The organism is Campylobacter concisus, from assembly GCF_902460705.1.
GTDB classification, from domain to species: domain Bacteria; phylum Campylobacterota; class Campylobacteria; order Campylobacterales; family Campylobacteraceae; genus Campylobacter_A; species Campylobacter_A concisus_Z.
The window spans coordinates 85,337-110,775 of sequence record NZ_CABPUP010000004.1; the positions used below are offsets into that span (position 1 = coordinate 85,337).

Annotated in this window: 27 protein-coding genes; all 27 read right to left on the bottom strand. The window is 38.3% G+C overall.

Features of this window, described 5'->3' with window-relative positions; all coding sequences use genetic code 11:
• Positions 1-8: 8 nt before the first annotated feature.
• The 27 genes from nuoN to F3G75_RS06865 all read right to left on the bottom strand — a co-directional run bounded on the left by nuoN (position 9) and on the right by F3G75_RS06865 (position 25,379).
• Positions 9-1,499 (bottom strand): NADH-quinone oxidoreductase subunit NuoN, encoded by a 1,491-nt coding sequence (gene nuoN / locus F3G75_RS06735; RefSeq protein WP_149717009.1) that lies wholly within the window; start codon positions 1,497-1,499, stop codon positions 9-11.
• Complete coding sequence (locus F3G75_RS06740; RefSeq protein ID WP_149717010.1) at positions 1,496-3,007, bottom strand: NADH-quinone oxidoreductase subunit M; 1,512 nt, start codon at positions 3,005-3,007, stop codon at positions 1,496-1,498. The genes nuoN and F3G75_RS06740 overlap by 4 nt, the downstream gene beginning before the upstream one ends.
• The gene (nuoL, locus tag F3G75_RS06745; protein ID WP_149717011.1) at positions 3,007-4,845 is read right to left on the bottom strand and encodes an NADH-quinone oxidoreductase subunit L; all 1,839 of its coding nucleotides are present in this window, start codon (positions 4,843-4,845) and stop codon (positions 3,007-3,009) included. Before nuoL ends, F3G75_RS06740 begins: the two co-directional genes overlap by 1 nt.
• A gap of 3 nt (positions 4,846-4,848) precedes the next feature.
• On the bottom strand, positions 4,849-5,151 hold the full coding sequence (gene nuoK / locus F3G75_RS06750; RefSeq protein WP_084041822.1) for an NADH-quinone oxidoreductase subunit NuoK: 303 nt from the start codon (positions 5,149-5,151) through the stop codon (positions 4,849-4,851).
• Entirely contained in the window at positions 5,148-5,684 is a 537-nt protein-coding gene (locus F3G75_RS06755; protein ID WP_103640936.1) for an NADH-quinone oxidoreductase subunit J, read from the bottom strand. The genes nuoK and F3G75_RS06755 overlap by 4 nt, the downstream gene beginning before the upstream one ends.
• 23 nt (positions 5,685-5,707) lie before the next feature.
• Positions 5,708-6,325, bottom strand: coding sequence for an NADH-quinone oxidoreductase subunit NuoI (gene nuoI / locus F3G75_RS06760; protein ID WP_149717012.1), 618 nt, complete (start codon positions 6,323-6,325; stop codon positions 5,708-5,710).
• An 8-nt stretch (positions 6,326-6,333) separates the two neighbouring features.
• Positions 6,334-7,329, bottom strand: a complete 996-nt coding sequence (gene nuoH / locus F3G75_RS06765) for an NADH-quinone oxidoreductase subunit NuoH (RefSeq protein ID WP_149717013.1) — start codon at positions 7,327-7,329, stop codon at positions 6,334-6,336.
• Entirely contained in the window at positions 7,322-9,622 is a 2,301-nt protein-coding gene (locus F3G75_RS06770) for an NADH-quinone oxidoreductase subunit G (protein ID WP_149717014.1), read from the bottom strand. The genes nuoH and F3G75_RS06770 overlap by 8 nt, the downstream gene beginning before the upstream one ends.
• Positions 9,619-10,329, bottom strand: coding sequence for a hypothetical protein (locus F3G75_RS06775; protein ID WP_149717015.1), 711 nt, complete (start codon positions 10,327-10,329; stop codon positions 9,619-9,621). Before F3G75_RS06775 ends, F3G75_RS06770 begins: the two co-directional genes overlap by 4 nt.
• A complete protein-coding gene (locus F3G75_RS06780; RefSeq protein WP_149717016.1) occupies positions 10,326-10,556 on the bottom strand; it encodes an NADH-ubiquinone oxidoreductase subunit E family protein in 231 nt (76 codons plus the stop codon). The genes F3G75_RS06775 and F3G75_RS06780 overlap by 4 nt, the downstream gene beginning before the upstream one ends.
• Positions 10,553-11,782, bottom strand: coding sequence for an NADH dehydrogenase (quinone) subunit D (gene nuoD, locus F3G75_RS06785; protein WP_149717017.1), 1,230 nt, complete (start codon positions 11,780-11,782; stop codon positions 10,553-10,555). Before nuoD ends, F3G75_RS06780 begins: the two co-directional genes overlap by 4 nt.
• Positions 11,779-12,537 carry an NADH-quinone oxidoreductase subunit C gene (locus F3G75_RS06790; RefSeq protein ID WP_149717018.1) on the bottom strand — a complete coding sequence of 253 codons (759 nt, stop codon included), beginning with the start codon at positions 12,535-12,537 and terminating at the stop codon, positions 11,779-11,781. Before F3G75_RS06790 ends, nuoD begins: the two co-directional genes overlap by 4 nt.
• On the bottom strand, positions 12,534-13,046 hold the full coding sequence (locus tag F3G75_RS06795) for a NuoB/complex I 20 kDa subunit family protein (RefSeq protein ID WP_012001120.1): 513 nt from the start codon (positions 13,044-13,046) through the stop codon (positions 12,534-12,536). The genes F3G75_RS06790 and F3G75_RS06795 overlap by 4 nt, the downstream gene beginning before the upstream one ends.
• Positions 13,028-13,417 carry an NAD(P)H-quinone oxidoreductase subunit 3 gene (locus tag F3G75_RS06800; protein WP_149717019.1) on the bottom strand — a complete coding sequence of 130 codons (390 nt, stop codon included), beginning with the start codon at positions 13,415-13,417 and terminating at the stop codon, positions 13,028-13,030. The genes F3G75_RS06795 and F3G75_RS06800 overlap by 19 nt, the downstream gene beginning before the upstream one ends.
• Before the next feature lie 105 nt (positions 13,418-13,522).
• Positions 13,523-15,157: a multidrug ABC transporter permease/ATP-binding protein gene (locus tag F3G75_RS06805; RefSeq protein ID WP_149717020.1), complete on the bottom strand. Its 1,635-nt coding sequence runs from the start codon at positions 15,155-15,157 to the stop codon at positions 13,523-13,525.
• Entirely contained in the window at positions 15,157-16,521 is a 1,365-nt protein-coding gene (locus F3G75_RS06810) for a coproporphyrinogen III oxidase family protein (protein WP_149717021.1), read from the bottom strand. The genes F3G75_RS06805 and F3G75_RS06810 overlap by 1 nt, the downstream gene beginning before the upstream one ends.
• A 184-nt stretch (positions 16,522-16,705) precedes the next feature.
• Positions 16,706-18,040 (bottom strand): hypothetical protein, encoded by a 1,335-nt coding sequence (locus F3G75_RS06815; protein WP_149717022.1) that lies wholly within the window; start codon positions 18,038-18,040, stop codon positions 16,706-16,708.
• A gap of 11 nt (positions 18,041-18,051) precedes the next feature.
• Positions 18,052-18,420, bottom strand: a complete 369-nt coding sequence (locus F3G75_RS06820) for a hypothetical protein (RefSeq protein ID WP_149717023.1) — start codon at positions 18,418-18,420, stop codon at positions 18,052-18,054.
• A 2-nt stretch (positions 18,421-18,422) separates the two neighbouring features.
• Positions 18,423-19,136: a hypothetical protein gene (locus F3G75_RS06825; RefSeq protein WP_149717024.1), complete on the bottom strand. Its 714-nt coding sequence runs from the start codon at positions 19,134-19,136 to the stop codon at positions 18,423-18,425.
• Between the two features lie 314 nt (positions 19,137-19,450).
• Positions 19,451-19,651 carry a hypothetical protein gene (locus F3G75_RS06830; RefSeq protein ID WP_149717025.1) on the bottom strand — a complete coding sequence of 67 codons (201 nt, stop codon included), beginning with the start codon at positions 19,649-19,651 and terminating at the stop codon, positions 19,451-19,453.
• Between the two features lie 23 nt (positions 19,652-19,674).
• On the bottom strand, positions 19,675-20,466 hold the full coding sequence (locus F3G75_RS06835; protein WP_149717026.1) for a YegJ family protein: 792 nt from the start codon (positions 20,464-20,466) through the stop codon (positions 19,675-19,677).
• A gap of 272 nt (positions 20,467-20,738) precedes the next feature.
• A complete protein-coding gene (locus F3G75_RS06840; RefSeq protein ID WP_149717027.1) occupies positions 20,739-21,236 on the bottom strand; it encodes a YajQ family cyclic di-GMP-binding protein in 498 nt (165 codons plus the stop codon).
• A 16-nt stretch (positions 21,237-21,252) separates the two neighbouring features.
• Entirely contained in the window at positions 21,253-22,011 is a 759-nt protein-coding gene (locus F3G75_RS06845; RefSeq protein ID WP_149717028.1) for a hypothetical protein, read from the bottom strand.
• Positions 22,011-22,946, bottom strand: a complete 936-nt coding sequence (locus F3G75_RS06850) for a D-2-hydroxyacid dehydrogenase (protein ID WP_149717029.1) — start codon at positions 22,944-22,946, stop codon at positions 22,011-22,013. Before F3G75_RS06850 ends, F3G75_RS06845 begins: the two co-directional genes overlap by 1 nt.
• Before the next feature lie 2 nt (positions 22,947-22,948).
• The gene (locus F3G75_RS06855) at positions 22,949-24,130 is read right to left on the bottom strand and encodes a glutathionylspermidine synthase family protein (RefSeq protein WP_149717030.1); all 1,182 of its coding nucleotides are present in this window, start codon (positions 24,128-24,130) and stop codon (positions 22,949-22,951) included.
• A gap of 2 nt (positions 24,131-24,132) precedes the next feature.
• Entirely contained in the window at positions 24,133-24,750 is a 618-nt protein-coding gene (locus F3G75_RS06860; protein ID WP_149717031.1) for a UPF0323 family lipoprotein, read from the bottom strand.
• On the bottom strand, positions 24,747-25,379 hold the full coding sequence (locus F3G75_RS06865; RefSeq protein WP_149717032.1) for a DNA-binding protein: 633 nt from the start codon (positions 25,377-25,379) through the stop codon (positions 24,747-24,749). The genes F3G75_RS06860 and F3G75_RS06865 overlap by 4 nt, the downstream gene beginning before the upstream one ends.
• Positions 25,380-25,439: the final 60 nt, after the last annotated feature.

Sequence of the window (25,439 nt, forward strand, 5' to 3'; positions counted from 1 at the left end):
TAAATTTTCTAAAATCCTGAAGCAAAGACAAAATGCTCAATAAATTCCAAAATCGCTCCAGAAAATAAAAACGAAAAGGCCGTTCCAGCTACCGCAATGCCAACAATTACTTTTAGCGCCATCGAGATATTTGCGGTGTAGAGATTTTTATCTTTTACGATCGGCTCTTTTAAAAACATAAAGACGATTAGCTTTAAATAGTAATAAATCGCAATGGCAGAATTTATCATAATTATAACGCTAAGTACGATATAGCCAGACTTGATAAGTGATGAAACAAGTACCATTTTGCCCCAAAATACGCTAAAAGGCGGTATGCCAGCAAGGGCTATCATAAAAATTCCCATTATCACGGCATAGCTTGGTAAAATTTTAATAAGCCCTGAAAATTTCTCAAATGGATGTTTAAAACGCTTATCCCAGCAGACTACATCGTCGCACCTTGCCACCCAGAGCATAGAAAATGCGCCCAAATTTGCAAACAAAAACATGATCCAGTAGAAAAACAAGGCGACATTTGCCTCGTGAGAATTTGCCACAAGTGCACAGAGCACTACACCAGCGTGAGCTATGGAGCTAAAGGCGAGCATTCTTTTTACGTCTTTTTGCACTAGAGCCATGATATTTGCAAGGCTCATCGTAAGCACGGCGATGATGTAAAGCAGGTCTTTTATCCACGAAATTTGTGAGGCTTCAAGCATGGCAAAGACACGAAGTGCGACGATAAATGCCGCTACCTTTGGCACAATCGACATATAGCCTGCTAGTGGGGCATTTGAGCCCTCATAGACGTCTGGTATCCATGTGTGAAAAGGTATGAGTGAGAGTTTAAAGCCAATGGCTGAGGCAATAAAAACGCAGCCAAGCAAGATGATCAAATTTTGATTTAGGCTAAGGTCTTTTATCACTACGCCAATTCGCGTGATATCGATAGAATTTGTAGCTAGATAAAACATCGCCATCGCCATCGCAAAAAAGCCAGCCGAGAGCGAGCCCATAGCAAAGTATTTAATGGCAGCTTCTACGCTTTTTGCCTTATTATGAAGGGCGATTAGGGTGTAGAGGCAAAGCGAGCTGATCTCAAGGCCTAAAAAGATGATGAGTAGGTTATTTGAACTCACCATAAATAAAAAGCCAGCTATCATAAATAAAAATAGCGCGTAATACTCGTAAATTTTGTACTCAAAATACTCTTTTGTGCTAAGTGCCAGCGGTATGAAAAGGGCTGAAGCGATGAGGATGATGACTTGAGAAATGACCGAAACGCCATCAACCAAAAGCATATCCCAAAAGCTAAGGCTAAGACCGTTAAAATCAAGTATTAGGCCCAAATTTACAAATATTGCGATGATACAAAATACGCAGTAGAAATTTCTTGAAAGATCTTTTTTTATGGTGCCAACGATTAAGATAAAAAGCGCAAAGATTATCATGCTAAGCATCGGAGCAACCGAAGATAAAGAAATTTCTTTAAGGTCTAAAAAGGCTATTTCGTTCATAGTTTGCTCCCACCATTTAAAGATGAAATTTTATCCTTTATACTGCTATCTACCGCTCTAGTTTGCATTTTGTTTATGATATTTTGCACGCTTGGCTCAAGTGGCTTTAGGATTAAATTTGGGGCGATACCAAGAATGATTATGAGCAAACAAAGTGGCACAAGAGCGACTAACTCTTTAAAATTTAGATCTTTTAGGCTTAAATTTTTCTCCTTGCACTCGCCAAAAAATACCCTTTTATAAAGCACCAGCATATAAACAGCGCCCATGATGATGCTAAAGCCACCAAGTAGCGCAAAGAGCTTATTTAGCTTAAAGACGCCAAGCAGGCTCAAAAACTCGCCCACAAAGCCAATGGTTAATGGCAAACCAATGCTTGCAAGCGTTGCTATAAAAAATACAAGTGCATACTTTGGCATAACCTTAGCAAGGCCGCCAAATTCGCAAATTTCTTTTGTGTGAGTCCTCTCATAGATGATGCCAACTAACAAAAATAGCGCGCCACTAACGATGCCGTGGCTTATCATTAAAAATATTGAGCCGCTAAGACCTATCAAATTTAGTGAAAAAATGCCTAGCATGATGACGCCCATGTGTGAAATGGAGCTATAAGCGATCACTTGCTTCATGTCGCTTTGAGCGTAGGCAACAAGGGCTGCGTAGATGATCATTATGATGGCTATGACGCAGACAAAGCCGCTTAAAAGCAGGCTAGCATCTGGAAAAAGTGGCAGTGAAAATCTCACAAAACCGTAAGTACCCATCTTTAAAAGCACGCTAGCAAGCAGCACTGAGCCGATCGTAGGAGCCTGTCCGTGCGCGTAAGGAAGCCACGTGTGAAATGGAAATAGCGGGGTTTTCACGCCAAAAGCAAAGAAAAATGCTAAAAATAGCCAAATTTGAGCGCTTTGTCCTATGCCAAGCTTGTACCAGTCAAGCAAATTAAAGCTAAAGACGCCGCTTTTTTGATAGCACAAATAGCCGATAAAAATGATCACCACGAGCATAAAAACAGAGCCTAAAAATGTGTAGATGAAAAATTTGATCGCAGCGTAAATTCTATTTTTACTGCCAAATGCGCCGATGATGTAAAGTAGCGGTATGAGGCTAAGCTCCCAAAAGCTGTAAAACAAGATCATATCAAGCGCGCTAAAGACGCCCATCATCGTGGTCTCTAAAAAGAGTACGCTAATAACAAGGTGCTTTAAATTTCCATCATCACTAAGTGCAGCGATAGAGATAAAGCTCATAAATGCACTAAGCACGATAAGAAGCAGCGAAATAGCGTCAATGCCTACAAAATAGCTGATATTTAGGCTCGGTATGAGTGGGACTTGATGCGTTAAAACAAAGTCATAACCCTGAAAATCAACATTGACGCAGATAAAAATGGCTAGTAAAAGCTCTATGAGAGCGATGCTTGCTCCATAAAATTTTATGCTTTTATTTTCTATCAAAAAGCCAAGTATTGCGCTTATTGCAGGGAAAAATATGATTACACTTAGCATTATTTGGCTCCGTTTAATAAAAATATAAAGCTTAAAAGCAAGGCAAATCCTGCAACCATAAATCTAAGCATGATGCTTAAGTCGCCACTTTGCATTTTGTTTGCTAAAAATGCAAATTTATTTAGCGCTGTTGCGACTAGATCGACACTACGATCGATTATCATCTCGTCAAATTTCTTACAAATTTGTGAAATTAACATATAGCCATTTATGAAAAATTTCTCGTAAAATTTTGGGATAAAGTAGGCATTTTGCAAAATTTTATAAATTCTGCTCTCACAAACACTCTCTTTAAAAATTTCTCTTTTATAGGCAAATATAGCAAAGCCAGCACTTGCTAGCACTAGGCTAAGTGTTAAAACGAGCAAGAAAATTTCACTACCGTGAGATAAATTTAGTGGAAAATCTTTTAAACTTTTTTCTAAAAACTTACTAAAGTTGCTCCAAAAAAAGCCACTTATGACTGAGAGAATTCCAAGTACGCCCATGCCAGCTAGCATATAGTTTTTAGCTTCATGCACGTGTTTCTCGCTCTTTGGCTTTGTAAAAAAGACGAGCATAACAAGCCTAAAGCTATAAAATGCCGTAAGTACAGCACCAAAGAGTAAAATGATCCATAAAAATTTATTTTCACTAAAGGCAACCTCTAAAATTTTATCTTTAGAAAAAAAGCCAGCAAATGGATAAAATCCAGCTAGCGCACAGCTTGCGATGATAGAAAGAAGTGCTGTTGGCTTCATAAATTTATAAAGTCCGCCCATTTTTTTGATATTTAGCTCGTCGTTCATCGCGTGCATGACGTTGCCAGCGCATAAAAATAGAAGTGACTTGAAAAATGCATGCGTGACAAGGTGAAAAAGTGCGATCTTATAAGCGCCAAGGCCAGCAGCTACGAACATATATCCAAGCTGCGAAAGCGTCGAGTAGGCGACTATTTTTTTAAGGTCATTATGCACTAGCGCGATGCTAGCGGCAAATATCGCTACAAATACGCCAAGGTAGGCTATAAAGTGCGAAACTTCAGGCACGTTTGCAAAGATGAAATTCGCGCGTATGACTAGATAAACGCCAGCCGTTACCATGGTCGCAGCGTGGATGAGCGCAGAAACTGGTGTTGGCCCCTCCATGGCGTTTGCAAGCCAAGTGTGAAATGGAAACTGTGCACTTTTACCCATGGCGCCTATAAAAAGAAGTGTTGCAATGATGCCTAAATTTAGCCCGCTAAAGTCGCTTCTAGCGTTAAAAACCTCGCTAAATTTAAGTGAGCCAAAGCTATAAAATATATAAAAGATACCAACAAGCATCGCAAGGTCAGCGACTCTATTCATTATAAAGGCTTCGTTTGCAGCGATATTTGCACTAGCTCTTTTATACCAAAATCCAATGAGCAGCCACGAGCAAAGCCCAACACCCTCCCAGCCGATAAAGAGCCCTATAAAGTTATCGCTTGATACAAGGACGTTCATGCAAAAGACAAAGAGCCCAAGGTAGCTAAAAAAGCGGTTAAAGCTCGCGTCATCTTTCATGTAGCCAATGGAATATATATGCACTACACTAGCTACCACACCCACAGTGCTAAGCATAACAAGGCTAATGGCGTCAAGATAGAAGCCAAAATTTAAATCCAGACCGCCAAAATTTATAAATTCTTTTAGTGATAAATTTAGCGGTTCATCTATGCCAAGGCTAGCTGTTAGCATGAGTGAGGCAGTTGTGCTAATTATCATTAAAAGTGAGCAAAAGATACCAAGTAAAAAATTTTTACTACTATGTGAAAAAAGTCCAGAAACGATAAAGCTAAGAAGAGGGAAAAATAGTGAAATACAAAATAAAGTCATCTCTTAGCCTTTCATATTTGTCATCGAATCTAGGCTAATGCTGCCAGTCTTTTTATACCAAAGCACGAGCAGGCCAAGCCCCACAGCGACTTCACTAGCCGCGATAGCCACTATAAAAAATGCAACTATTTGTCCAGTTAGATCAAAGTGGTATTTTGAGATAGCCGCGAGTGCGATATTTGCCGAGTTTAGCAAAATTTCACTTGAGAAAAATAGCATGATCAAATTTCTTCTTCGCATTATGCCAACTAGCCCTATGACAAAGACTAGACTTGCTAGGATGAGGTAGTGAGTAAGTCCTATCATAGCATCTCCTCTAGCGTATTTTGAGTATTTAGGTCTTTATGTATCAAGATAATGCCAGCAACCATTGCCACAAGAAGCATTACAGCACACATCTCAAAAGCGATCAAATACTTGCTAAAAAGCAAAATTCCAATAACCTCGATATTGCCAAGCTCGCTAGCAATGGGACTTAATCCATCAAATTTTGCACCATAAATAGGAGCTAAAAATATAAATATCAAAAGAAGCGCTATAAAGCTACTTAAAAGATAGATGGTGATCTTTGCTTTTTTGCTACTTTTTGGCTCACACTCTTTGCTACTATCAAAAAACATCATTGCAAATGCATATAAAACGACCACAGCACCTGTGTATACGATGATCTGCACTACGCCTAAAAATTCCGCTCCAAGTAAGAAAAATATAGCCGAGATAAAGACCATGCCAGCAGCTAGCGCAGAGACTGCATTTAGTGCGTTTTTACAAAATACACTAAAAGAAAAACTCACCAAAACCAAGGCGCTAAAAAGATAAAATGCAAGGCTCTCATACATCTTTTGCCCTTTTAAAATTTATACTACTCATCACTTTTTGTCTCATTTTCATTTTCGCTTATAAATGCATTTGGCGTCTTTTTGATTAAGCTATCAGCATTTTTAGGAAGTGTGCCATAGCCTTCAAACTCGCTTTGATCTTTTAAAAATTTATCCTTTGTCAAAAACTCATCTTTTGTGCCAAATATAATCCTGCTTTCACTTGCAACTTCGTACTCTTGTCCGCAAACTATAGCAAGCTCAGGGCAAACATCAGCACAAAATCCACAATACACACATCTACTTAAATTTATCGAGTAGCTTGCGACCTTTTTGCGTCCATCTTCGCCAAGTAAAGTCTTCATCGAAATGCAATTGCTAACGCAAATTTTCTCACATAGCCCGCATCCAATGCAACGTTCATTTTCACTTTCAACAAATTTCAAAAGCTTGTGAATACCTCTATATCTAGTATTTAGCTCCATCTTTTGCATAGGGTATTTTAAAGTATGTGACTTGCTAAAGAGCATCTGCTTTATCGTGACTTTTAGTCCGATCAAAAGATCAGGCTTAAATGTGGCAGCGATGAAGTGCTTAAATTTATCAAACGTGCTCTTTGGCTTTAACTTTTCATCTATTAAAATATATTTTTTCTCACTCATTTTTCGCCTTAGATTAGTAGCATAAAGCCAGTGATTACGATATTTAAAATTCCAAGTGGAAGCAAAATTTTCCAGCAAAATGCACTTAACTGATCAACTCTTAAATGTGCCCATGAAGCCCTTACCCAAAGAAAAAAGAAAAAGACAATGCTTGATTTTAAGATGATCATCAAAGCACCTGGGATAAATAAAAATTCGTTAAATCCTCCTAGGAACAAAAGCGTGATAATTATGCTTGCTGCGATCATATTTGTGTATTCGCCGATGAAAAACATCGCCCATCTCATGCCGCTATACTCGGTGCCATAACCTGCCACTATCTCTGTTTCGTTTTCTGTTAAGCAAAATGGTGTTCTATTGCACTCCACAAAGCTTGCTATTAAAAAGAGTAAAAATGCAAGGGGCTGCTTGAATATAAGCCAGCCAAAAATTCCTTTTTGATAGTTGTTTATATCCACAAGTGAGAGTGAGCTAGTTACCATTACGACGCTTAAAAGAGCCATGCCAGCTACTATTTCGAAACTAAGAAGTGAGACTACTGCGCGAGCTGCGCTAATTAGTGCAAATTTATTATAGCTTGCAAGACCAGCTGCAAGCGGAGAGAAAACGCAAACTGAAGCAACACCAGCGATGTATAAAATACCAACATTAATATCTGAAAGAATTGGACGTAATGTATGTCCAAAAATTTCAAACTCAGGCAAAAATGGTACAGGTGCAAGCGCTGCAAACGCGGCAATGGCTGATATTAGTGGAGCTATTAAAAAGATAAATTTATTCGTATTTGCTGGTACGATATCCTCTTTTGTAAAGAGTTTTATCATGTCAGCTACTATCTGTAAAATCCCAGCAGGTCCAACCATATCAGGCCCAACGCGGCGCTGCATGTAGGCTAGTACCTTTCTCTCAGCATAAGTTGCCAGTCCTGCAAGGCTTGCCATGACGGCTAAGATGACCACGGCTTTAATGATAGTGCTTAGCACAAAAAATAGTGTTTCACTCATCTTTTGCCTTTATGATTTTAACTGCGGCGTAGCTTTTGCCATTAAATATAACGCCCACTTCAAGCTTATCGTCATAATCACCTAAGTACGCACCAACTCCGCTAAGCTCGCTATCAAGCTCCACGCAAATGGCAAGCTTGCGCCCATCTTTTTCTAAAATAATCGCTTCATTTTGTGAAATTTCAAATTTAGCCATAAATTCGCTACTTGCATAAAGCTTCGCTCTCTTGGCTGTTTGTGTGGCATAGTTTGCAAAAAATGATGGCAAATTTATAGGATTTGCAAGGCTAACTAGAGCTTCGCCATCTTTTAAATTTGGCTCATTTTTTTCTTTAAAAAGTGACTCTATGTCCTCTTTTGGCGTGAAATTTGAAATTTCTAGTTTATAACCTCTGTGACTTATGCCGTCGTTTGCATAAAAATTTTCTAAATCATCAAATTTAATGCCTTTGTAACCCTTTTCTTTTGGTAAATCTGGTGTGTAATCAATCGTATTTTTAGCCATTAGTCCAAGCGCATTTGCAATATCGTTTAGAAAATAACCTTTGTGCGGTATCGCCACATTTGTTGGCACTAAGGCGTTATTTATGCTTGTAAATGTACCTTCTTGCTGATTTAGCGCGCTAGCATCGATATCGCCTTCAAAAATGCTAAATTTAAAATCACCATTTTCGTTATAGCCAAGCGTCTTGCCAGGCTTTTTCTCGCTTGTAAGAGTGCAAATTTTAGCAACGCCAAGTGAGTTTGTGCGTGGTGGTATTAGCATCACACGAAAAGGCGTAGCTCTTGCGATCACTCCAGTAAGTGCTGCTAGTAAATTCGCATTTTCATGAGCGTAAAAATCGCTTCCTAAAATGAGCGTAAATTTGCTTTTGCCCTCGCTTAAAGCTGGTACATCTAAGCCAAAATTTTCATCAAAATTTGTCAGTTTTGATGTAAGTGCGCTAGGTAAATTTTCACCCCAGTTTTTAAGTATAAAAAGTACAATTTGCTCTAATTTTCCAGCTTCATGCGCTACATAGATAAAATTTTTAGAATATTTTTTAACGATCTCATCGGCTATGTGATGAAAGTAAATTCCAGCTGCTTTATTCATTTTTAAAGCATTATTTAACTTAAAGCTTGTCACTGGGCTTTCGTGTCTTAAGAAACTGCCAGCAGTGATGATAAAATCGCTATTTTTAATATCTTCATAGTCTGCGCTATACGAGCTAAGCCCGCTAAATTCGCTAAATTTATTTAAAAATTTTTGATAATTTAGCGCTTCATTGTTTATTAGATTTAGATCAAATTTCTCTCTTAAACGCTCTAAAATAAGGGCCTCTTCATTCGTGATGAAGCTATTAAATTTTATATTTTTGATCGTGCCATTTTTAATATTTAAAACAATCTCTTCAAATTTCTCTTCATTCTTACAGGCAAGCTCGTTGTGAAAGTCATAGCCAAATCTGGCTGCTCCACTTATTTCGCCAAATGTAAAATCATTGTTGACGCGGTAAATTTGCTTACTTCTATCGCTAGTGCTCTTTTCTTTTACGTCATAAAAAATGAGCTCGCAGTCGCTTTGATGTGGATTTGCTGCTGGGATAGGGTTTAGCTCCCAGATATTTGTGCTATATTGAAAATGCGAACTAATAAGTGCTCCAGTAGGGCAAACACTGATACACTCACCACAAAATGAGCAGTCAAGACTCTCGCCAACGCTTGGACCTATTAGGCTTTTTTGCATCTTGCTAAAAACTGCATAGGCATCTTTTGGCATACTCTCTTTTAGCTCTTTTGGCACCTCAACGCCCCTTGGTACGGTCTTTAGTGCACTCTCTCCGATTCTATCCTTACAAACAGTGACACATCTTTCGCAGACTATGCAAAGAGCTGGATCATAGTTGATTAGCCCCCATTTTTTATGCGGTTTGTGCGTGTCAGCGATGGCAAATTTTTGTTCATTTACCTTTAGATGTGTGGTTAAATTTTGTAGTTCACATTCGCCGCTTTTGTCACAAACGCCACATTGAATCGGATGATTTACGCAGTAAGTCTGCATGATCGCATTTCGCTCGACAGCGATTTCTGGCGTGTTTGTATAAATTTGCATATCCTCTTTTGCTTTGGCATTGCAGCTATAAACTACTTTGCCGTTTGCCTCGACCATGCAAAGTCTACAAGCAAGAGTTGGTGAGCAGCCGCTAAGATAGCAAAGAGCTGGGATATAAATTCCATTTGCCCTTGCGATATTTAGGATGCTCTCGCCCTCATCTGCTTCTAAAATTTGATCATTTATGCTTATTTTCATTTACTAACTACTACTTGCTTAAATGCGTATCCATCAAATTCTTTTGCGCCAAATATCGCAACTGTGCCTTTTAGTGAATGGTCTAGTTTAAATTTTGCCTTCACGCTAAAATCTTTTGCTTTAAGCTCTAATATATCGCCATCTTTTGCCTTTGCTACGATACCAAACTGCACACCACCTACGATCTCATCGCTTGCGTTCTTGTTTAGATAAACGACCGCTCCGTCAAAATTTTCAAGCTCTTTTAGCTCGTCTATTTTGTGATAATCATTAAATTCTTTCTTGCAACCACCAGCTAAAACGACATTTTTGCCTAAAATTTCAAGTAGCCAAAAGATCGCATCTTTATCTGGATGAGTAAAAAATGAATCATCAATAACGATGTTTTTAACGTCCTTTATCCACTCGCCTAGCTCTTCAAATTCCTCTTCACCAACATTGCACTCGCCACTTATCAGCCCATCATCAAGCTCGCTAAAAAACTCATCGCAAGATAAATTTGCGTATTTGCAAAGAAGAGCTAAGACGTAGCTTATTGAGCCTATTTCGCAGCGGATTAAATTTTCGCCGCCAAGCTCGTTATCTTCGATGCAAGAGATATATTTAAACTCGTGCTCTTTTATCTTTTTTGCTAAATTTTTGTCGCTTAAGCTTAGTAAATTTGCGATGCTTAAGCTTTTACCTGCTATTAAATCATTAAATTTCATATCTTACCCTTTTTTATGGTTAATACCCAATCAACTTGGTTAAATTTAAGTGAGTTCATCACTTCGCAGTTTAGATTATAGGCTAAATTTACAGCCTTTGCTACGCCGCTAAAATCGCCTATCTCAAATAAAAATATAATCACTTCGCCAGGCTCGCCAGCCTTTATCTGCTGTCCAAGAGCGCTCAAAAAGTCACTCTTTAAGTGCCTAAGATCGACCCGTCTCATCTATCGACCTCACCTAAGATGATATTTGTGCTACCAATTATCGTAGCGACGTCAGCAACGTACTGGCCTACTAATAAATCTTCATAAATAGCGCAGTGCCAAAAGCTTGGCGTACGAATTTTTAGGCGATATGGGCTTGCACTGCCGTCCGAGTTTATATAAATTCCAAGCTCGCCCTTTGGCGACTCACTAGCGAAGTAAATTTCACCCTTTGGGGGCTTTAGCCCCTGAGTTATTAGCACAAAATGTTGCATTAATGAGTAGTTTTGGCTCATTATCTGCTCTTTTGAAGCGCTCACGTAATCTGGCGCGTCGGCGATGATAGCGGGGCTGCTTGTCTGATACTTGCTAACGCACTGCTTTAAAATTTTCACGCACTCACGCATCTCTTTCATGTAAAGCAGATACCTTGCGTAGCAGTCGCCGTGTGTCGCATAAGGCACGTCAAAGTCTAGCTCGTCGTAGATGAGATAAGGCTCTTCTTTTCTGATGTCGCGCGCAATGCCACTTGCTCTTAGCATGACGCCAGAGCAGCCGCTACTAAGGGCTAGCTCTTTGCTAACTACGCCCACGTCTATTAGCCTTGCTTGCCAAATTCTATTTTCACTTAGCAGATCTTCATAAAGTGTAATGTCGCTTGGAAATTTTTCGCAAAATTTAAGCAGCTCCTCGCACCAGCCATCAGGCAGATCAAGCGGCACGCCACCGATCCTTATGGAACTATGCGTTAGCCTTGCGCCGCAATATTTTTCTATAAGATCAAGGGCGTATTCGCGCTCTCTAAATGCGTATAAAAATACGCTCATAGCCCCAACATCAAGGGCGTGCGTGGCTAAAAACAAAAGGTGCGAGCTAATGCGGTTTAGCTCTAAAAGCATCACTCTAATAATCTGCGCACGGCGAGGCACTTCGATACCACAAAGCTTCTCTACAGCCGCACAAAATGCGTAGTTATTCGCACTTGATGCGATGTAGTCCACCCTGTCAGTCACTGGTATAAATTCCTGATAGGTCATATTTTCAGCCATTTTTTCAACGCCTCGGTGCATGAAGCCAACCTCTGGCAGCGCACGCACCACCTTTTCGCCGTCAAGCTCAAGCACAAGCTTTAGCTGGCCGTGAGCGCTTGGGTGCTGTGGGCCAAAATTTAGTATCATCTTGCCATCATTTTGCTCAAATTCTAAATTTTCAAAAAATGGTTTTAAGCGGTTTAGTGACTGGCTCAAGGTCTTTCCTTTACTATCTGGCTCTCGTTAAATTTAGCCTTTTTGACAAATTTTACGCCGCCATCTTCTTGATACTCGTACTCTTCGTTAAATATTCTTGAAAATCCAAAGGTATCTTTCTCTTCAATATAAGCTGGATCGCGGTTCTCTTCGCCGATCTGCTCTCTAAATTCGCTTCCAAAAATTTTATCCACCTCGTACCATTTAGCAGCCTCGTCGCCAACTAGCGGATAGCTCTTTAAGAGTGGGTGTGAGTGCCAGTCATCAGGCATGATGAGGCGCTTTAAATTTGGATGATCTTTAATGAGAACGCCGCTTAGATCATACATCTCGCGCTCAGCCCAGTTTGCGCTTTTATAAAGCCCACAAACACTTTTTAACATTTCATCCTTTTTTACAAAGCATTTTACGCGAGCGCGTCTATTTTTACTGATACTAAGAAGCTGATAAAAGACTTCATATCCATCTTTTGCACTTGTAAAATCAAGTGCTGCGAGCTCGCTAAGCTGTTCATAACCAAAGCTTTTTAGTGTCTCAAGAGCTTTAAAATTTTCACTAGAATTTACATAAATTACAAGCTGATCAAACTCCACGTAGCTAGATAAAATTTGCACTCCGCTTTGCTCTAAGATGGCTAACTCCTCATCAAATTTAGAACCTTTTACCTCATCTTTTGGTGTATGCTTTTCTATATAAAATTTCTCTTTGTAATACTGCTTTTTTTGCAGATCATTATTTGCCTTATACTCTCTCATATCTCGAGCTTTCTTGGCTTTTGCGCCCTAAATGCACTTTGTTTTCTTATCTTTTTTTGAAGCATCATAAGTGCATATTGAAGCGTCTCTGGACGTGGGGCACAGCCTGGGATGTAGATATCAACTGGTATTATGCGGTCTACACCTTGAACAGTAGAGTAGGTGTTAAACATGCCACCAGTATTTGCGCAGCTACCCATTGAGATGACCCATTTTGGCTCAGGCATCTGATCATAAAGACGCCTTGTAAACTCAGCGTGTTTTTTAGTTAGCGTACCAGCTATGATCATTACCTCTGAGTGTCTTGGACTGGCACGAAATATAGTGCCAAATCTATCAAAGTCATACCTACTAGCGCCACTTGCCATCATCTCTATCGCACAGCAAGCAAGCCCGTAGCTAAGTGCCCAAAGTGAGTTGCTTCTGCCCCATTGAACGAGCTTATCAACGGTTGTTAAAACTACTGGCAAGCCGCCATTTGCAGCGTAGTTTATCTGATGCTTTGCCATTTAAAGACTCCTTTTTGCCAAGCATAAGCAAAGCCGATAAGTAAAATCGCCACAAAAAGCAACATTTCGATTAGTCCAAAAATTCCAAGTAGCCTAAAATCAACCGCCCACGGATACATAAAGATGACTTCAACATCAAACAAAATAAATAAAATTCCATAAAAAAAGTAGTGGATATTTATCTTGTTTGGCTGTTTTACGGTGGTTGGGCCACACTCGTAAAAGCCAAGTTTTAGACGCTGGGTATTGCGGTTGGCTAATTTTTTACTTATTTTTGAAGATAAGAATGTTATTAAACAAAATGAACAAGTCGCTAGTAAAAGTATGATAAATGCACCAAAATAGGCGCTTTCAAGCTCTGAATGTGACATACTTTGCCTTTTTTAATTTTTAAGATTCTACTAAATTTAAATTTATTTGAGCTTGAAACGGCTTAAGAGTAGGGTGAGTATTGTGCTTTTGTGTAAAAATTACTCCTATTTTATCTTCTCAACTGCATCTTTTGCAGCACTTATTCGCTCGCTCTCATCAAGCTCTTTTACAAAGCCATCTTTTACTAAAATGATCCTAGTCGCCATGTTAAAGTAGCTATCATCATGGCTTACGGCGATGATGCTGATGCCCTTGCTTTGTAAAAATGGCAAGATTTCTTTGTAAAATTTACGCTTAAATAGCGGATCTTGATCGGCTGCCCACTCATCAAGTATAAGGATAGACCTGTGCTCTAAAATGGCTATTAGCAGGCTTAGACGCTTTCTCTGGCCGGTTGAGAGCTGCGTAGTGCTAAGCTTGTTATCTATGACACTTACTTTTTTGTCGATCTCAAGTAAGGCTAAAAGCTCGTCTATTTCGCTTTGGCTGGCAAAGCCATTATGAGAGAGCGTTTGCGAAAATAGATAAAAATCGGCAAAAATAGCGCTAATCTTTGCCTGATAGCTTTGTAAATTTCCTTCATCTATCTTTGTGCTATCAAGGTAAATTTCACCACTACTTGGGCGTATAAGGCCACAAAGTAAATTTATAAGCGTACTTTTGCCACTGCCATTTTTACCGATAATAAATGTTATCTCACCGCGTTTGATCTCTAAATTTACGTCTTTTAGGCAAAATTTGCCGTGAGTGTAGTTGAAATTTATATCTTTTAGTTTTATGCTTTGCCAATTATCGCTTAGGCTATCGTCAAATTTAAAGCCTTCCTTAAATTTATTTAGATTTAAGCTCGTGATCTTTTCTAAACTCACTTTTGCGCTAAGTGCGGCTGGTATGGAGCCAACCATACTCATAAATGAGCCTCTTAAAAATAGTATCGTTAGGCTAATGCTTAGTGCTGTTTGCAGGCTCGCCCAGTCAAATGCTACGCACAAAAATACACAAAGTCCAACTGAGCCAAGAAGCATAATGTTTGTAAAATTATCGCTTAATGCGTGATAAATATCGGCCTTTACCATATTTTGGCGTTTTTTATCGCCTGTAAAATTTAACTCATCAAAGCAGACACTTGCCCTTGCTCTATTTAAACTAAGCTCTCTATGCCCCTCTACGATATCGTCGTAGTGCTTTTGCAATGCGTCATCTTGAACTCTAGAATGCTTAAAATAAAGATGAATTTTTTTCATAAAAAGCGTATTTATAAAAAGAGTCGCACCGATCCAAATGGATAAAAAGATAAAAATTTTTGGAGCGATTACACAAAGGTAGATGCTCGCACAGATGATAAAAACTAAGCTTTGTATAAAGCCAGTAGCGCTCATAAAGGCAAATGTGATCGTTTTTATGTCATTATTTAGGCTAGCTATAATCTTTGCCTTGCCGATCTCGTTTATTACACTATTTGGCGTGTCTAAAATTTGCTTTACACTTTGATATCTTAGCTCATAGATAAATTTATGCCCAAAATTTGTAAGCGATATATTTGCGGCGATGGCGCTTATAAAAAATAAAAGTAAAACTGCTATAAATTTAATGGCAAGAATCGGGTCAAATTCTTTTAAGCTTACAAGCTCATTATTTATAAATGAAAGAGTCCAGACACCAAGTCCACTAAATACGAGTGTTAATAACACTATTTTAGAAATTTGATATATGTTTTTTTTGATTAAATTTGCAAGCATTACATCGCAGCTCGTGGCTGAATGATATTTGGCTCATACTTTTGTTCAGTATTTTCGCTCATTATGCGAAGCACCTTGCTTCTTTTTATCTTAGCGTCATCTTTAAATATCGCACGAACTTTGTCCATACCAGCGTAAAAATCACGCATAAGCACGATGCAGATATATTTGCCAAAAAATGTCGGTTTAATAATGCCATTTTCTTCGTATACCGCATTTACAAGCTTAAGCAAGCTAAGCTCCATAAATAAGGCCTTGTTAATGTTTGTGTTATTTTCGTCATTATATCTTTTAATATCAACTCCGCCATCAAAAAGCCTTGTTAAAAACGTGTATTTAAGTCGCTCTTTCTTGCTAAAACCACATTTTGCAATGACTGGGCTTTGTCTATTTTTTATCCTTTTGCCGTATTCAAGTAGATTAAACGCGTTTATTACAAGCTCACCGTTAAGAAAGCTAAATGCTCCGCTACCAACGCCAAGATACTCTAAATTTGAGCCTACATATTCGTCGCGAAAGTCTGCGCTTTTTTCATTTGAAAATGCCCAAGCGTTGCTTTGTTTGTAGTTACTTTTGCTAAATTCTTCAGTGATTATCTCATAAAATTCACGCTCATTATCTACGTTTGAAACACCAAGCGAGCGAGCTATATTCTCTCTTGTTAGCTCTGATTTCATAAGTGGATAGAAGGTAATTTGTTGCGGAGAGATCGATTTTGCGGTATTTATGTCGTTTATGAGCTGCTCTTTTGTTTGATTTGGCAGGTTAAAGATGAGATCTAGGCTAATGACTGGGATTTTACCAAGAGCAAGCTCAAGCTTTCTTTTTACCTCCTTGGCTGAGCCAAATTTTTCGTATCTGCCAACTCTTTTTAACGTTTCATCATCAAAGCTTTGTACGCCAACACTTAAGCGATCAATTAATCCATCAAATCTAGATAAACTCTCGGGCGAGATATGATTTGGATCGCTTTCTGCTGAAATTTCATCTATACTAAAAAGCTCTTTTGCAAGCTTAAGCGTTTTCTCAAGCTCAGGCTCATTTATAAGCGTCGTGCCACCACCAACATAAAGTGAATCAAAGTCAAATCCAGCCTCTTTAACCTGCCTAATCTCCTCACGTAAATTTTCAAAGTAAACTTTTGCAAGCTCTTGCTCATAGTGGTACTTATGAAACGAACAGTATGGACAGAATGTGTGACAAAATGGTACATGAGCGTAGAGCATATACTTTTTGTTTTTTTTGGGAGTTTTAGTGTAGGTTGTGGTTAAAATGTCTATATTAAATTCATTATATAGTGATCTTTGAATAGAATTATGAGCGTAATTTACGGCAAAATTCTCGACAATATTTTTAAAGATCATAACTAATCGCCTTAAATAAGTTTGGTTTTAAATTGATGTGTTAGGATAGCTAACTTTTAATAAATTTAGCCTTGTGCTAAAGAAAATTTTGGCTTAGCCAGATAAATTTGGCCTATAAATTTTAATTTTTTAAATCTATAAATTTCACATATCGATCAAATTTTAGCCCCAAAGCTTAAGGATTTTACTCCTTGGCTCTTGAGATAATTTTGCTTGAATCAAGCTCAAATCTTATTTTCTCATTTTTTTCACAACCTATTGCTTCTAAATAATAAAATTTACCAATATTACAAAGCGACTTTACATTATAAATTTTAACTGCCTTTTCATCTATCTCGCAAGCCATTTGCTCTTTGCCTTTTACCTCACAAAGTGACTTTGGAAGGGCATTTAGCGCACTTTTATCAACAAGTAAAAATTTATAATCCACATCGCCTATGTTAAATATTTTGGCTGAGTATTTGACAAATAAAAGCGAGTTTGAAACTATCATAAGAATGATCGCAGTATAAAATATAAATGAAAAATCCTTGGTCTCTTTGATGCTAGCTACGCCCAGCATAAATGAGAGCATAAATGAGCAAAATAGCATCCAACGCGCAAAAAACTCACTAAAGTCATTTGAAACAATATTAAGTGCAATAAATAAAGCAACCACCAAGCAAGATAAAACCCATATAGCCAAATTTGATTTATCTTTAAAGCGAACTGCTAAATTTACGACAACATAGGATAGTAAAAGTAGCGATAAAATAGCGCTCCAGCCGTAGTTTAGCTTGAAGGCTGCAAAGGCTAAAATAGCAAATGAGATGAGCGTTAAGATGTAGATGAAATTTGAGTTATAAAAAAATAGAAATTTTGGCTTTTTAAATTTATACTTTTTATCGTCTTTTTGGTATAAAAATGAGATAAAAACGAGAACCAATATCTCAAAAACGGTGACAAATGCGGTCGCACAAAAGAGCAAAATGCCTGTAAATATCATCTCAGCGCTATCTAAACTCGGAAAATAGCCGATCTCAAAGCCAAAATAATAAAAGTAGCAAAGTACGCTGATGATAGGCACGATAAAATTTGAGTGTTTAAAGAAAAAAGTAACACACTCTTTTATAAAATTTGCCTTTAAATTTGCTGAGTACTCACCCAAATGGCTCTCGAAAAATGAGTTTAAAAGTAGCTCATTTTTGACCTTTTCAAGCTCCTCTGGCTCTCTTGATAGCGCCTTTTTGTAAATTTCATAGTTTTGCTCGCCAAAGTCTTTTATGATCTCATCTTTGATATCTAAAATGACAAGAGTGATCTGCTCTTTTATCTCGCCGAGCCTTTTTGAAACTTCAGTAAAATTTGTCCTATTTAGCCTGTCAAAAAGGTCGTTTTCTTCGTTTAAAAGAGCGATCAAACGTGCTTGTTTGCTGCTTCTTATCTCGCAGTTTGAAAAATTTGCCTTTAAGAAATTTACAAATTTTCTAGCGTTTTTTGCACTCTCATCTTTTTCATCTAAAATGTCTTGATAACTCAAATTTACCTTTCTTATTTTTTTCTTGAGATGATTTTACTTGCGTCAAGCTCGAATTTTGTTCCATCTTTTGTCTCTAAATAATAAAACTTACCAAGAGTTGAAATGGCTTTTATATTGTGAAGCCAAATGATATCTCTGTTTTCTTCTGTGTAGGTTATATTATCTTTTGTTTTTAGGTTAGCAGTAGTTTCAATAGTAAAATTATTTTCCTTTGATATGTCCTCTTTGTCTTTTGTTGTATAGCTTAGCTTCTTATCATTATAATTTATGTTTATTGCGTCTTTTATATCGTTACAATTTTTTTCTTCGCATCCGAATTGTATATACTTATGTGAAACATTAGTATAAGATATTGTGTTGTTTTTCTCATCATGTTCCATAGTCAAGTTATTATCAATATATGAGAAAACTGGCTTTTTTCAAATGGAGCTATTTTACTAATATCATAAATTCCTTTTGGTAAAGCACCCAATGCACTTTTTTCAATAGATAAATATTTATATTCAACATTTGCTATGCCAAGCCTATTTGCGAATTCATTTGTTACAAACCAAGAAAGAATTGCAAATACTACAATTATGAAAGCAACTACAAACTGAAGTAAGTCATTATTGTTATAAAAATATTCCAAACCTTTAAAGTATACAAGTGTCATAAGATAAAGTCCAACTATTGAAGAAAAAAACCATCCATTGAAACTAAAATTTTCGGGAAAGATTATTATTAATATAGCAACTTTACATAAAGAGAAAGTTGTAAATTTATCTGTGCAAATAACAATAATCAAATAAATAAATGATCCTATCAAAGAAAACCAAAATAAAACGTCAAGTGATTTGTTTATAATAGTATTTAATGTTGCCATACAAACCAATGTAAAAAGAGGAAGCAAAGAAAGCCCAAAGAAAAATATCCATCCTATATCTTTCTTGTGATAGCCTGGATAACATAAACAAGGCAAAATAAAGAAAAGAGAAATAGTTGCTAGCATAAAAAATAATGATACACCAACATATGCTACATCTGCTCCACCTAAATCAGGAAAATATTTCAACTCAAATCCAAAATATGCAAAATAATAGATCATGCCAACCAAGCTAATGCCAGATAGTATCAATGGATGAAATTTTAAAAGAGCATTAAAATAGTCTTTTACACTTCTTTCTTCAAAAGATTTTGTTAAATAATATTCAAAATATTCACTAGTACGTTTTGATATTTCTTTTGTCTTCTTGTAAATATCTTCATCATATTCCTCTCGGAAATTTTTTTTAATTCCAGAATCTTTTTCTTCAGAGGACTTTATTGCTTGCTCCTTTATTTTGGGTGCAGATTTCTTTTCTTTAAGAGCTTTTGATAGTTCATATTTAATTTCTGAAATTTTAAAACCTATTTGACGTTTTATATCCCTTAATTCATTATAAAAACATCAGGATTACTTTTATCCAAATTACTATACAACCTCTTTTCTTTATTTAAAAGAACTATTAACTGGCTATATTTACTATCATATTTGTCCAAGCCATCAAAATTTTCTCTTAAAAATTTTATGATTTCATCTATCCTAGTAATATTATTTTCTTTCTGTTTTAAAATATCTTGATAATTCAAAGTTATCTCCTATAAAAATTTAACTAGCTAAGCACCTTCGCGATTTCGCTCCAGCCCAAATTCTCAGCAAATTTAGCTGCCGTTTTGCCACTTTTTGTGCGGGTATTTTTATCAGCGCCGTTTTCTAGCAAGAGATTTACAAGATTTAAATTTCCTGCGATCGCCTCGTGGTGAAGCTGCGTATAGCCAAATTCATCGGCATCCGTGACCATACTTAGATGCTCTTTTATATACTGCTCCACCTGTTCATGTGTATTTTTGCTCATTGGATGCTCTATCAAATTTTCAGGGTGCTCTTTTTGCTCGTAAACTACCAAAATATCGTTAAAATCGCCAAAATCAAGCCCCCACTCTTTATCGTGCTCTTTTAGCTCTTTCTTTTGCATGCGTGAGCGCATCGCCTGCACGCTAAATCCGCCGTATGCGCGTCCATCTATCGAAAAGAGCCAGTCACTCATCTCGTCTATCTTTGCGCTTATTTGGTCGCCTAATTTCACGTTTTGCACGCTATCTGGCTCATTTATGAGCGTACCATATATCGTTTCGCCGTCAAATTCCACATCGTCTATCCACATGTGCTCGCCAACTTCTTCGCCATTTACGACATCTAGGAAGCAAATTTTTACCATTGCATAGTCAAGCATAGGTACGATCCTGTGGTGCTCCCAGTAAACCTCACGCCAAAAATATCTAAAGCTCTCTCTGGCCTGCTCAAACGCACGCTGCATATAGTCTTCATCGCTACTTACAAAATAGATAGGCATTTGCTTGCCAAGATCGATTTGCTTACCGAGAATTTTCTTAAAAAAGCTCATTTTTTGTCCTTCTTTTTATTTTAGATAGATCAAATTTAAATAAAGCGATAAGGCGAAATTTCACCCACGAATACGTCAAATTTTAAATACAAAAACTATGCGAAATTTCGCAAATTTAGTCCAAAATCCTACAAAATTTTAAATATAAAAGTCGCGCAGTCATTTCGTGAAATTAGGCGAGGCGATTTAAATTTTTGTGATGGGAGTTACCGAGTTGGTAATGACCGAGTAAAAATTTAAATCAACGACGCATAATAAAGCGAAAAAGTGCGTTATTTTAGATTTTTAAAGCTTATTGGAAGTTCTAAATTCAACTCCCTAACGAGCTTTATGCACTCCTGCAGATCATCTATGCTCTTACTTGTCACTCTGATCTCTTCGCCCCTGATCTGCGCGCTCACCTTGATCTTTGAGTCTTTGATCGCTTTGGTGATCTTTTTTGAGTTTTCAGCGTCAAGTGTGTCGTTTAGTTTTAGCGTCGCTTTTAAATTGCCCCCACTCGCTGGCTCTCTTTTTGTTTCTGTGATCGCCACTGGTGGGATGTTGCGCTTGATGAGCTTTGAGATCACGATATCTTTTAGCGCGTCGATCTTGTTATCACTTGAGCTAAGAAGCGTGATAAATTTTTCTTTTTCGTTTAGCTCGACTTCGGCCACAAGCCCTTTAAAATCATATCTCGCAGCGATCTCTTTTTTTGCCGTCTCAAGAGCGTTTTTAACCTCCATCATATCGACCTCGGCACTTATATCAAAACTATGCTCAGTTGCCATTTTTATCCTTTCAAATTTATTTAAATAGCCCTCTGATCTTCTCAAAAAGCGACTTTTTACCAGTTTCTTCTTGCTTTACTGCCTCGCTAATCTGCTGCACAGCGATCTGTGCGTAGATGATAGCACCCTTTGGATCGCAGTTAAAGAGGTTTGAATATGAGCTTGATTTGTTTAGATCAAGTGGATTTGGCTCCACGACCTCGGTGACCTCAAGTAGGCCTGTTCCTAGCTTGTATGCATAGTTTAGTGCATCTAAAAATGCAGGTAAATTTTGCGCGTAAAAGCCATCAATCGCCTCTTTTATCTCGCCACCTGCTTCATAGTCAGCCTTTAGTTTAGCTACGTTTTTAGCGTTTACGTAAGCGCCACAGCAGTAGTTTTCGGTGATCTCATTATAAATTTCGCCACTAAATTTATCCAAAAACTCGCTTGGTAAAATTTCTCGCCAGTTGCTGATGTAGTTTTTAAATTTCTCATTTTGGCGCGCCAAAGAGCTTAACGCTGTGCCCCGAGTGTAGAAATATTTTCTAAAAAATCCTTGCGTGACGGCGATACAAAAGCCGTGAGTTTTGTTAAAAATTTCATCGTCTTTATACTGCAACGCAGCGCTTAGCGTATCTTTGTACTTTTGCGCGTAAAATTCCTCTACGCCAGCCTTGCTAGCAAGCGCTAAAACCTCTTCAAATTTACCAGCCCTTGCAAGCTCAAGTGCCTCAAAATACCACTTTGAAATTTCATCTTCGCTAATGGCGTGATAGCTTATATCATAGCCCATTATCTGCTCTCATTGATGAAATTTTCGATGTTTGCGACGATCTTTGTGATGAGCGTCTTTCTAGCCTCCAAGCTGCCCCATGCCACGTGTGGCGTGATGAGTAGATTTTCTTTGTTTTTTACATTTAAAAATGGGCTATTTTCGCTCATCGGTTCGCTTTCTAAAACGTCGGTACCAAAGCGTAAATTTCTCTCATCTATCGCCCTTGCCATCGCCGCTTCATCCACTATGCCGCCACGTCCTAAATTTAGCACTATCGCCTCATCTTTTAGCAAATTTATCTCATTTATACCTAGTAAATTTCTAGTCTTTTCATTTAGTGGTGCGTGGATAGTGATGATGTCACTACCTCTTAGTAGCTCATCTAAGCTTTTTTGCACAAATTCGCTATTTTTATTTGCTCCGCTTGTCGAGTAGTAGCTTACTTTTGCGCCAAATGCACGTGCCACTGCCGCCACACCGCGCCCTATCTCGCCAAGTCCGATGATGCCAAATTCTTTGCCTGCGATCTCGCTGATATCTGCGCCAAGATAGGTGAAAATTTCACTCTTCACCCACTCGCCATTTTTTACGTAGTGGTCATAAAATTTGATGCGATTTGTTAGCTCAAAAAGCATGGCAAATGTGTGCTGCACGACGCTTGCAGTAGAGTAGCCAGCGACGTTTTTCACAGCTATATTTTTAGCTTTTGCATGCTCTAGATCTACGTTGTTCATACCAGTTGCGCTTATGCAGATAAGCTTTAAATTTGTCGCATCCATCACGGCTTTGTCGATGACGACCTTGTTTGTGATGACGATATCAACGCCCTTTAGACGTGGCACGACCTCATCGCTTTTGGTTTTTTGGTAGCTGATAAACTCGCCAAATTTCTTAAAAACACTAAGATCAACGTTTTCGCCAAGCGTGGCCGCGTCTAAACAAACGATCTTCATCTTTAATCCTTAATGAAATGTCCTACAAATTTAGAGTAGTTATCTAAAATTTTGCCGCCCTTTCTATATCCAAGCGCGCACGCTTCATAAGCGTAAAATACGCCTGCTTGGTAGCTCTCGCCCCCCTCATCTTGGTTAAACTCGTAAAATTCTTGATAGATGGCTTTGTTTGAGTCGTATTCGCCATCGTTGCTTGCTATTTGTGCGCCGTTTTCATCGTGTATCGAGACGTTTGCACCTTCTCTGCCAAATACCGGCTTTTTCACATATTTTTTACCTTTTAGCGGCTCGTTTGAGGTCTCAAGCAAGAGCGGGTGATTAGGATAAAGATCCCAAAGGATTTTTAAAATCCCTTTGCTTTGGAAAAGCAGCGTGTAGGCTGGATTTATGATAATAGCTTTTTGATTTTTGACGATGTTTGAAAGTATTAGAGCCAGCTCGCCCTCATCGATCGCTATGCTCTCCCAAGGGACAAGCTTGAACCAGTACTCAAAATTTGCATCGCCTTTAAAAATGCCCTCATCATCGTTAAAAACGACCTCATCAACGTAGGCAAAGTCTGTTACAAAGCCAACCTCTTTTGCGATGTATTGCAGTAGTTTTACGGTTTGCTCGTCCTCGATACTGCCAGCGATGCTGCTAAATAGTATCCCCCAGCCCTCGTAAAGCTCATCAAAGTCCGCATCCTCGTCGCCAAGCGTGATAAGGCGTTTGAAATTTTGCTTTAGCGACTCGTAAAGGTCGTTAAACTGGGCTGCTTCGTCCATGTGATTTAGCTTTAGCATCGCCCACTGGATGATCGCCGTCTCAAAAACTGCCGTTGGCGTGTCGGCGTTAAACTCAATGAGCTTTATAGGCTTACCATCAAGCCCGCCAGCTAGGTCAAACCTGCCGTAAAGGTGCCAATGAACGTCATTTTCCCAGCTATTTTTGATGATATCAACAAGGTTAAATGGTATGCCTATCTCATGAAAAAGGTTGTTGTCGATCACGTGTTGAGCGGCATTTACATACATATCATATAGCTCGTTTGCCGCCTCATAGTAGGCATTTGCCTCTTTTTCGCTTACTTGCACGATCTCATCAGCGATATACGAGCTGTTGTCGTTATCTGTATGCCATGCAAAGCCGATTTTCTCCATAAATTCGTTGTTTAATGGGGTGATTTTTCTTAAATTTATCATTTTCAGCCTCCAAAGCTTGATGAGCTAGAGCCTGACTTTGAGCCACCACCGAAAAATCCGCTCTTTCCACCGCCGCTTCTTGCAGCAGAATTTGCAGCTTTTTGCTTATTAAAACTATCCACACTTCTTGTGTAGGCACTTGGATTTTTATATGTGCTTTGGCGATTTGCTTGGAAATTTTGGTTACCAAAGAGCTTACTGCCTATCCAGCTACCAAGTATCGCGCCAGCTGCTGAGGCAAGGATCGTCTCGCCAAGGCTTAGCCCACCGCTACTTAGCTGTGCGTCGCTAGTCCTTGTCAAATTTGAAGTGTTATTGTCGATCTTTGCATTTGCTTGCGCTAGAAGCTTATCGATCTCGTCTTTGCTTAGCACGCGCTCAGTGCCGTTCATATCTTTTAGCACGACCCTAGTTTCGGTGCTTGGATACTCTTCTAAGATTTTATAAACGCCAGGCGCGCTCTCTTCGATGATGACAAAGGCGCCATTTTTTTGCGCAACTTCGTTTAGTGCGTTTTCATCACCGCCATCGTCGCTCCCACAACCTGCAAGTCCAGCCATGATAATGGCACCAAATCCTCCAACCGCAGCATAAGTTGCTATCTTTTTAATGTGTTTCATATCTCTCCTATCAACTCTTTTAAATTTTTATGTCTTCTAACAAGTATCACGCCGCGTTTAAATTTGATAAATTTGGAGTGATGTATCGCTTTTATTATCTTTTCACTGATCTTTTTTGTCGCTTTTGGCTTTAAATTTAACTCCTTTAGATATTCGCTTAAATTTATCCATTTTGACTCATCCTCTATCTGCGCATCTATCGCCACTTCGCTTGCGGCACTTTCGTTTTTAGGTGCTAAAAGTGGTCTTTGCATGGCGTTTAGAAACTGCATGAGCTTCTCGTCTCTGTCCTTGTAAATTTGCAAAATTTCATTTTTGCGCTCGATGAGCATCTGCTCTTTTTCTTTAAAAAGCCTATCTTTATCGGCTTGCAAGTTTAAATTTAAGCTCTTTAGCTCATTTAGCTCATTTAGCAAATAGCTTACAAACTCGTCGTTTTGGGATTTAGGTTTTGTGCTTTTTGGGGCGGTTTTTGTGGGTTTTTCGCTACTTGGTTTCTCATCAAGGATGACAAATTTTGTGCCATTTTCAATGACTGTATTTATCGAACCACGGCGGATTCTATTATAGACTGCTTCTTTTGTTATGCCTAAAATTTCTGCAGCTTCGTTTATAGCTAGCTTTTGCATCGAATTTCCGTTTAAAATAAAATAAAAAATTTGCTTTGATTATAAAAAAATAAGGCTAAA